Origin of the sequence: Streptomyces anandii JCM 4720 (assembly GCF_014650655.1) — a bacterium.
Taxonomy (GTDB): Bacteria; Actinomycetota; Actinomycetes; order Streptomycetales; family Streptomycetaceae; genus Streptomyces; species Streptomyces anandii.
In genome coordinates, this window is sequence record NZ_BMVJ01000033.1 from 36105 (window position 1) to 44309 (window position 8205).

Sequence of the window (8205 nt, forward strand, 5' to 3'; positions counted from 1 at the left end):
CGCGATCAAGCAGGAGTCCGAGGGAAGCACCTTGACGGCGGCTGCGAGCACGGATGCGGTCGAGGACGCGGATCATGGCGCGGACACGGTCGAGATCGCGGGCGATGGCATGGGGGTGGTTGCGGTTTCCGTTGCGGTCGCGACCGGTGCCGCGCTCGAGGTCGAGGCGGAGAGCGAGGTTGAGGGACCGCACGCGCTCCAGACCACGTCGGAAATCGCCGCCGCGATCGCGCTCGGCGTCCACGCCGAGGGTGAACGCGCGGTCCAAGTCGTGCGCGAGGGCACGGACCAGATCCAGGTCCAGGTCACGTGCGTCATCACTGGTCAGGAAGTCTCCGTCCACCACGATGTCGCGGGTGAGGGCACGGTAAGCCGTCGCGACGTGCGGGTTCGTGCGCAGTGACAAGCGGTCTGACGCACCGACCGGCCAGGCGAACCGGTTGTCGTTGCCCCGATGGGCGGAGCGAGTGGACGTCTGGGAGGGCGGAGGCAGGGGCGGGAGGACTGCCCTCAGACCTGCCTCCACGTCGAGCACCCAGCCGAGACGATCGACCGCTGCGTCGTGGCGGACCTGTAGCAGCGCCTCTCGCAGGCCGGCCTCGACATCCAGGGCGTCGTCCAGGCGGGCCGCCAGGTCGCCTCCGTACTGGCTGAGAAGGCGGTCGACAGTCCGGTCGTGGAATTCAAGCTCGCCGCGGTGGGTCACTATTCCCCCTCTCGCGCTTTCAAGTAGGCCGCTGCGGCGCGACGTGCCTTCCGAAGATTGCTTCGCACAGCCTCCGATGTGATCCGTAGCTGCGCGGCGATATCGCCGGGCGTGAAGCCGTCGAGAGTCCAGGCCAGGACCTGCCGTTGCCGAGGTGGCAGGCTGCGCAGCAGCGGCAGCAAGTCGTAGCGATCTTCCCATTCCGCGATTGCATCCGGATCAGAGAGCAGCGAGGTCGGTTCGGGGATCTGCTCGACCGGATTCTCCTCGACGGATGCGATCCTGCGGGCCAGTTCCCGGGACGCGACGGTGTGCGCCCAGGCCCGAGGTTCCCGAAGATGGTTCCAGTGCTCGTATGCCTTGAGCATGGTGTCCTGAACAATGTCAGCTGCGACAAAGACCGCGGCCCCCTGATTGATCAGAAAACCAACGAGTTGCCGGGTATTTTCACGGTAGAAGGCAGAGAATTCCTTTTCCACCTGCCGGAGTGGTGCGGCGCGGCCTCCGTCGAGATCCCTCCGACGAGCGGCGGGGGCACTCGGCAGGTCGGTGCCGTCCAGTGGGTCTTGGTCGCTCACTCTGCCGCAGTTCCCTCGCGAGCCGGGGTACGGGTGATCTTCATGCGAATGCGGTGTCCATCATGGCTCTGGTCATCCAGCTCCATCTGAACGCCTGGCGCCACCGCCTCGGTGACGCCCAGCAGGGACTGCCGCCGAACCTCTTCGCCACGGGTGCGCCAGCGTAAGCGCAACCAGAGGGCCGTCAGGGCACAGGCGTTCGCCGTGATCAGCGAGGCAAGAGTCGTCGTGGCAGAGTCCATGCGTTTCCTCTTCAGGTGTCTCGGCCCCGCGTCTTCCGCGAAGCCCGTCACCCAGTAAGAGTCCGGAGAGGGCATGATCGTGAACTCTGGACTCAAACCGGCAGAGCCACGACCGCTCCTGCCGCCGGCATCGCCCTGTCCGCCGCCGCCGTAGAAGAAGATCGATTCGCCGCCGTGGGTGTCGCGGACGGTCTTCAGCCGGGCGGCGATCTCGCGGACGGCGGTGTTCCTTGTCGCCGCGGCTCTTGGCGAAGCGACAGCCGTCGGTCTGGATCTGGATGCCGCAATTGTTCTCGCACAGGATGCCGGCACTCTTGTGCCAGGTCGCGGTGTCGGCGGTCATCGGCGCTGTCTCCTCAGACGGTGGACGGCCGGGGCGGACCGCCTCCGCGCAGAACCTCCGGGGGCGGGGGGGCCGGGCGGTGCGGCGGCCAACGGGTACCGGCTCAGCCGAGCGGGTTCGCCACCTCGCGCAATGCTGCCAGAGTCGGGGCGCACATACGGGCCTTGATGGTGCCGAGGGTGTCGCCGACTGCCACAGCGAGATCCGTAAGTCCTGGGCGGCCTCGGCGCTGGAGCCACCCGGTTCGAGGACCGAAGACGCACCTCGGGCTTGGTGACGAGCTGTCACCAAGCCCGAGGGGACAGGGCGTGGATCAACGTCTCCGGGACCACCCGGCGCCGATCCCGGCCACATGCAGGGCCAGAGCGGTCAGCCCCAGCAGCATCACGTTCGTCGAGGAAAACACATGATTCGTGCTGAGGTCCGCGGCGTTGATCAGAAACGACACGAAGAACAGCACCGCCGCGACTATGCCGAGCATGGCATTGAGCTCCTCTCACAAGGGTGGGTGAAGCCCGTATGCCCTGACATCGCCCGAACAGACGCCGAGGCGCAGCCTTGAGAGGGCGCCCTGGACAAGCGGGCACCTGCCGCAGGTGCCGCTGACAAGCGGTCAGGCGTGGGCGTGACCGGGGCGTGCCGTTTTGCGGGAGGCCGCGTGATGCGCGGGACGACCGGCACCGGGAGCTTGAAGACGCCGCAGGAACAGGACTGCGGTGACGAGGAGGCCGGTGAAGACAGCGAGGAGCAGGACGGATATCCACATCTGCCGGCTTCCCGGCGCCTGCCAGCCCGTCCAGGCGGCCGACGCGGCCCATACCAGGACGCCCGCGGCGTAAAGGGACCGGATGCGGTGCAGCTGCCGCACGGCGCGCAGGAACATGATCCGTTCGGTCATCGATGCCATGCCATGCCGTGTACCCCGATCGCCACCGCGCACAGCCTGCCCTGCTGTTCGGACACCTGCGTCACGACGGCTCGGAGTGAGGACGGAAGGGACTCCGTGGACGGTATTGGCCCAGGTAGGTGGGTGTGTCCGGGGCAGACGTGCGGGTTTCTCTCGCTTGATCCACTTCTCCCGCACTGCCCGGCCCGTACGACAAGGGGGCCGACCACTGCTCGTCCGTTGGGACGGGCGACGACTCTGCCCGCACTGGACCGCGCGGTGCAGGGGCGGCGCGCCGGTAGCCGGGTGCTGGTGGTCGCTCCCCCGGCCGCGGCATACGGTTCCGACGGCAACCCCAAGTCCGGCGTCAAGGGCACCGACACCGTGGTCTTCGTCGTCGACGTACTGAGCATCGTCCGCGCGCACGCCACCGTGGACGGGGACCAAGCAGGCGTTCCGGATTCGCTGCCGCAGGTCCGCGTGGACCGCCGTTCGGCCACCGCGACCATCGCCGTCCCCGACCGCAAGGCCCCGGGCCGCCTGGTGAAGCAGACCCTCACGGCCGGTCCCGGCCCCGTCGTACGGGCGGGCCGGCAGGTGGTGCTGCAGCAGTCCACGGCCGTCTGGCAGCAAGGCCGGGACGATGCCAGGCTCGTGATGAGCTCGCAGGCCGGCGGTGGGCCGCTGCCCTCGTGATCGGACGCGGCAACGTCATCAGGGGATGGGACGAGACCGTGGTCGGGCAGCGGGTCGGCACGAGACTCCTGTTGGTGATACCCCCGGACAAGCCCTTCGGTCCCCACAGCCCGAAGGGCATCCCGGACGGGGCCGTACTCGTGAGTGTGATCGACATCCTCGCCACCGTGTAGGGCCCCGAGACACGGGAGCCGCGGGTCAAGCCGGCTCCGGCTCCCGCCCTTGAGCTCCGACACGAGGCGCACAGGTTCATGTGTGCGGTCGGAGCGGGTGGGGTTGCCCGACGAGACGCCCCAGGCGAGGACGGCGGTCGGGATCGGCGGCCTCCCGGCCTCGTCGAAGCGCCGGTCCTGCCCCAGCTTGTCCGCGCTGACGGGGATCCGCTCGACCAGGGGCCCGCGTTCCTCATCTGTCCATTCGCATCAGCGTGTTGAGACAGATGCGGACCGTCTGCGTATCGCTCCACAAGGAAATGGTGCTTTACGGTGCGGGTCGAGGAGGAATGCCGATGGACCGCGACGGCACTCAACCGCAGCCGGACTCCGCTCCCGAGCGTGACGCCTCGACGGAGATCCAGGAATCCTTCCAGGCGATCCTGGACGCCCTTGACGCCGCGCGCGCCGAGCTCCACGCGGAGGGCAGGAGCCGGCGAACGGCGAGCCCGCCGTGGTCCTTGGCCCGTCCCAGCGAACCGGCCGCGAACGGCAGCCGAGCGGTTCCTGCCGAGGTCCTTTCGTCTCCACTGGCTCCCCGGCCTCCGGCCGCACATCCGCGGACACCACGGATGGGGCCTCGGGCCATGGGCCTGGTTCCCGCGCCTCCGCAAGGCGTTCCGCGGTCCGTCGCGAATCCGCCGCGGACCGGTCATGTGCGCCGTACTCCGCAGGACCCCTTGGTACAGCCGCTGTGGTCGCACGGCGTGCGGCAGGAGGCGGGGAAACAGCCCACCGCGAGCGACGCGAACCCGACGCGGAACGAGCCGTCGGCGCCCCGCCCCAGCCCCGGGTCCGTGCAGGCGGGCGTGCGCCGCGGAGCGGGCCCCTCTCCGGACGCCTCGTGGACGGCCGACTTGGAACGTCCTGCTCCGCGCACGGCGTCTCTCGACGTCCCGTCCCGTCAGGCGCCGGCGCGCCCGGACGCCGTACGGCTGCCGCCGCCGAAGAAAAGCCCAGGACATCGGCGGTTCACCGACCGGCGGCACGCCCGGGCCGCCGGATTCTTCGGACTGGGTGCCGTGAGCGGACTCCTGCTCGCCTCTTCGCTCCTCACGAACCAGCACGCCGAGCCGGCGGCGCCGCCTGCCGCCCAGGAACAACCCGAACGGCCGCTGCCCGACGACACCCCGCTCCCCGAAATCCCGGGCACCGGGGTACTGCGCCAGGGCGACAGCGGGCACGGAGTGTACGAGTTGCAGGTGCGTCTGCTCCAGATCCCAGGGCTCTACGACGGCGGTGCGATCGATGGCCGCTTCGGCATGGAGGTCCGGCAGGCTGTGGCCCGGTTCCAGGAACGGTTCCGCATCCGCGGGGACGAGACCGGCGTGTACGGGGACAACACCCGCTACGCCCTCATGTTGCGGACGAAGTGATCTTCGCCGGCTGCAACGCAGGCAACTTCCCCCTCCACCTCAGCCGGAGAACGGCCACGTACGGGGAGGCACGGGATCGGACAGGTGCGCCAAGGGTGATGTGCCGGAGCCGGAGCCCCCGGCGGCGCCGTGAGCTGCCACCCTGCTGAGAGGAACACGAGCAGGGCAATGCGCTCGCGTCGTTGTCGCTGCGATGCCACGGCATTGAGCGGGAGCACCTTGGGGAGCGGGAACTGGGCGGGCTCTCTCGCGTGGCGAGGAGGAGCCGCCATCGGCGCAGGGGGGGCGGATGTGACACATCAGCAAGTGGTCAGGGTGTCCGAGCCACTTGGTCCGGACGGCGAGGGGCCGCGCCGGACGCCACGTCACGTCGCTTGCGTGATGGATGGCAATGGGCGGTGGGCCGCGCAGCGCTCGCTGCCGCGGACTTCGGGCCACCGTGCCGCGGAGATGGCGGTGATCGACGTCATCGAGGCAGCCCGCTCGGCCGGTGTCGGATGGCTGAGCCTGTACGCGTTCTCCACCGAGAACTGGCGCCGACCGAACGCGGAGGTCGACTTCCTCATGCGGCTGGTGCGCCGCGTGGTGCGCAAGCATGCCCCGCTGCTGCACGCGCGCGGCATCCGCTGCCGCTTCCTCGGTGCGACCGATCCGCGAGTGCCCGTCGCACTGGCCCGGGACTTCGCCGACCTGATGACTCTCACCAGCCGTAACCAGGGCATGACGCTCACCGTCGCGTTCGATCACGGCGGCCGCAGGGACATCGTGGAGGCCGCACGGTCACTGATCCGCAGCGGCATGCCGGCCGACGCCGTGGACGAGCACAGCTTCGCCGCGCACCTGCCCTTCCCCGACACCCCCGACGTCGACCTGGTCATCCGGACCTCCGGAGAACAGCGCATCTCCAACTTCATGCTCTGGCAGGTCGCCTACGCCGAATGGGTCTTCCCACCGGTGCTGTGGCCCGACTTCCGCGCACCGCACTTCCTTGAATGCCTGCACACCTTCCGCCAACGTGATCGCCGCTTCGGCAGCGTGCTGCCGCACCAGGACGGAGAACGCCGACCGTGACCCATGCAGACAGCGCCACCCCCGGGAGCACCGGTCCGAGCCGGACGAAAGGCCAAGGCTCTTCCCGGCGACCGGACACGGAAGGCGGGACAGCGACGCTGTTCGGACCCGGCTCACAGTTCCACGAGTTCTTCAACGACCCGCGCTGGGCACTCGCCATGGTCCGGGCGACCGTCCTGGAGGCGGCCCACCCGCAGATCGGCGCCGCCCTGATCGACAACTCCACGTTCGTGGCACACCCCTGGCGGCGGCTGCGCAACACCTTCCTGAGCATGCAGCGCATGTTCGGCGACGACGACCACGTACGGCAACGGGAGGCGGCGCGGCTCAACCGCTTGCACGCACGGCTGAACGGCGCCGACGCCCGCGACCGGCCCTACGACGCGATGGACCCCGACGTGCGCGCCTGGGTGGTGGCGACGCTCTTCGAGAGTGCCGTCACCATGTGCCGACTGAGCGGACAGCCCCTCGAGCAACAGGCCATGGAGCGGTTGTACGCGGAGTTCCAGGCGTTCCTCGCCGCTCTGGGAGACGAAGCCGGTCACCTGCCGCCGTCCTTGCACGAGTTCTGGCATTACTACGACCGGGTGGTGGAGGAAGAGCTGGAGAACACGGAGGCGATGCGCATCATCCTCTACAAGCTCTTCGACCACCTGCCGGCCCCGCCACTGCTGCACGGCCTGCCCACCCTGTGGGCGGCCGGCCGCGCCATCGCCGGCCCTGTCATCGGAGCGATCACCGTCGCTTCCCTGCCGGAGCCGTTCCGCCGGCGGGCAGGGCTGCCTGAGCTGCCGGGCGCACAGACCCTGATGCAGGGCGCCTACCTGGCCGTCGGCCTGGCCCGCGTGCTGCCCGACGGCTGGATTCAAGCCGACACCATCTCCGACCTGCTTTCCCTCTCCCCCGACAGCGACGATCCCCGAGCCCGGTCGATCAACGCCCTGCGCGACACGATGAACCGGGCCGGCGCCCTCATCCGGCTCATCAGCCCTCTGCCGCCGGAACCCACGCCCACCGCACAGGGGGCGACGCAGCGCAGCGCGGAAGAGTTCTTCCAGGAGGTACTGGACCAGACCGGCAACGGCTGGCTGGACTGGCCCGATCTCGCGGCCATGGCCCGCGAGTTGTCCAGCCGCCTCGACCTGGACGAACCCGAAGAGACCCAGCTCTACAACGCCTTCGCCGACTGGTGGCGGGAACTGCAGAGCGCCCTCGACACCGACGGCGACGGCCGCATCAGCGCCGAGGAGTACGCCGCGGCCGCTGCTTCCCTGGCCGGACCGGCACTGATCAAAGTCGCCGAGGTCCTCTTCGACGCCACCGACAAAGACGGCAACGAGATCATCGACGCCGACGAATACCGCACCCTGTTCCGCACCGCCTTCCAACGGGACACAGCCGGCACGGAGACGGCCTACACGCGCAGCGCGTTCATCAAGGACTTCCTGTCCTTCATGACCGGCCGGCACCGCACCAGCCCCTACGACCCGCTCCTCGCCGAGGCCTGACATCGCCGCCCGCGCACCCGGCCCATTGCGGCTGAGACCCGAGCAGGGGGGACGGCGCCTCTCGGGTCCGGCCCGTTATCCCCCCGGCGCGGCGCACGGACTCCTGCCCGTGGCCAGGACGGGCACAGGTCAGCCGACGTGCCAGGTGAAGGCGCCTCCGTTGTTGGCGGCGACGACGAACATCACGATCATGAGGGCGATGTCGACCACTCCCAGGCCGATGTCCCACTTCGCCATCGCCGAGCCGGTCTGACGCAACGCCACGGCACCGAAGACGACGGCCAGCGGCCCCAGGATGATCGGCAGGAAGAACAGACCGACGATGCCGCAGACCAGTCCCGCGATCGCCAGGCCGCTCGTCCGGCTCGCCCTGCGCGCACCAGTTTCGCCGTAGAACGACATCGGAATCTCCCAAACTGTCACGGTTGACTTCTCTTGTTCTCCTTCAGTTCCCTCCTGATTGCCCGACACGGTCGGCCTATGCCTACGGGACGCGCGAGCAAGCGGTCTGCCACCTTGGGAGTGGTTCGCCTGTGGGGCCCGGACAAGGCGGTTCGCGCAGTGCGGGTGGCGGAGCGGATGACCCT

General features: G+C 69.3%; 9 protein-coding genes and 1 pseudogene. 5 read left to right on the top strand and 5 right to left on the bottom strand.

Annotated elements, in window-relative coordinates:
- From IE249_RS39330 to IE249_RS33335, 4 genes and pseudogenes are all read right to left on the bottom strand, one after another.
- A pseudogene (locus IE249_RS39330) lies at window positions 1-706 on the bottom strand (hypothetical protein); the annotation flags it as partial.
- Window positions 706-1284, bottom strand: a complete 579-nt coding sequence (locus tag IE249_RS33320; protein WP_229859826.1) for a sigma-70 family RNA polymerase sigma factor — start codon at window positions 1282-1284, stop codon at window positions 706-708. The gene IE249_RS33320 and the pseudogene IE249_RS39330, both read right to left, overlap by 1 nt.
- An 898-nt stretch (window positions 1285-2182) precedes the next feature.
- Entirely contained in the window at window positions 2183-2350 is a 168-nt protein-coding gene (locus IE249_RS33330) for a hypothetical protein (protein ID WP_189710900.1), read from the bottom strand.
- A 132-nt stretch (window positions 2351-2482) separates the two neighbouring features.
- A complete protein-coding gene (locus IE249_RS33335; protein ID WP_189710902.1) occupies window positions 2483-2776 on the bottom strand; it encodes a hypothetical protein in 294 nt (97 codons plus the stop codon).
- A gap of 3 nt (window positions 2777-2779) precedes the next feature.
- Between IE249_RS33335 and IE249_RS33340 the strand changes: the two genes are divergently transcribed.
- The 5 genes from IE249_RS33340 (at window position 2780) to IE249_RS33360 (ending at window position 7618) form a co-directional block, all read left to right on the top strand.
- A complete protein-coding gene (locus IE249_RS33340) occupies window positions 2780-3451 on the top strand; it encodes an FKBP-type peptidyl-prolyl cis-trans isomerase (protein WP_373304525.1) in 672 nt (223 codons plus the stop codon).
- Complete coding sequence (locus IE249_RS33345) at window positions 3448-3624, top strand: FKBP-type peptidyl-prolyl cis-trans isomerase (protein ID WP_189710906.1); 177 nt, start codon at window positions 3448-3450, stop codon at window positions 3622-3624. The genes IE249_RS33340 and IE249_RS33345 overlap by 4 nt, the downstream gene beginning before the upstream one ends.
- Window positions 3625-4685: 1061 nt before the next feature.
- Complete coding sequence (locus IE249_RS33350; RefSeq protein WP_189710908.1) at window positions 4686-5039, top strand: peptidoglycan-binding domain-containing protein; 354 nt, start codon at window positions 4686-4688, stop codon at window positions 5037-5039.
- A gap of 315 nt (window positions 5040-5354) precedes the next feature.
- Entirely contained in the window at window positions 5355-6110 is a 756-nt protein-coding gene (uppS, locus tag IE249_RS33355; protein ID WP_268249737.1) for a polyprenyl diphosphate synthase, read from the top strand.
- A 158-nt stretch (window positions 6111-6268) separates the two neighbouring features.
- Entirely contained in the window at window positions 6269-7618 is a 1350-nt protein-coding gene (locus IE249_RS33360) for an oxygenase MpaB family protein (RefSeq protein ID WP_189710912.1), read from the top strand.
- 129 nt (window positions 7619-7747) lie between these two features.
- On the opposite strand, the gene IE249_RS33365 is transcribed toward IE249_RS33360, so the two are convergent.
- Complete coding sequence (locus IE249_RS33365; protein ID WP_189710914.1) at window positions 7748-8020, bottom strand: DUF4190 domain-containing protein; 273 nt, start codon at window positions 8018-8020, stop codon at window positions 7748-7750.
- Window positions 8021-8205 lie beyond the last annotated feature (185 nt).

Bases quoted from the DNA above. Each gene is read 5' to 3' on its own strand.
- IE249_RS33360 (WP_189710912.1), top strand. From the start codon at position 6,269: ATGGTCCGGGCGACCGTCCTGGAGGCGGCCCACCCGCAGATCGGCGCC.
- IE249_RS33365 (WP_189710914.1), bottom strand. From the start codon at position 8,020: ATGTCGTTCTACGGCGAAACTGGTGCGCGCAGGGCGAGCCGGACGAGC.
- IE249_RS33330 (WP_189710900.1), bottom strand. From the start codon at position 2,350: ATGCTCGGCATAGTCGCGGCGGTGCTGTTCTTCGTGTCGTTTCTGATC.
- IE249_RS33340 (WP_373304525.1), top strand. From the start codon at position 2,780: ATGCCGTGTACCCCGATCGCCACCGCGCACAGCCTGCCCTGCTGTTCG.
- IE249_RS33335 (WP_189710902.1), bottom strand. From the start codon at position 2,776: ATGGCATCGATGACCGAACGGATCATGTTCCTGCGCGCCGTGCGGCAG.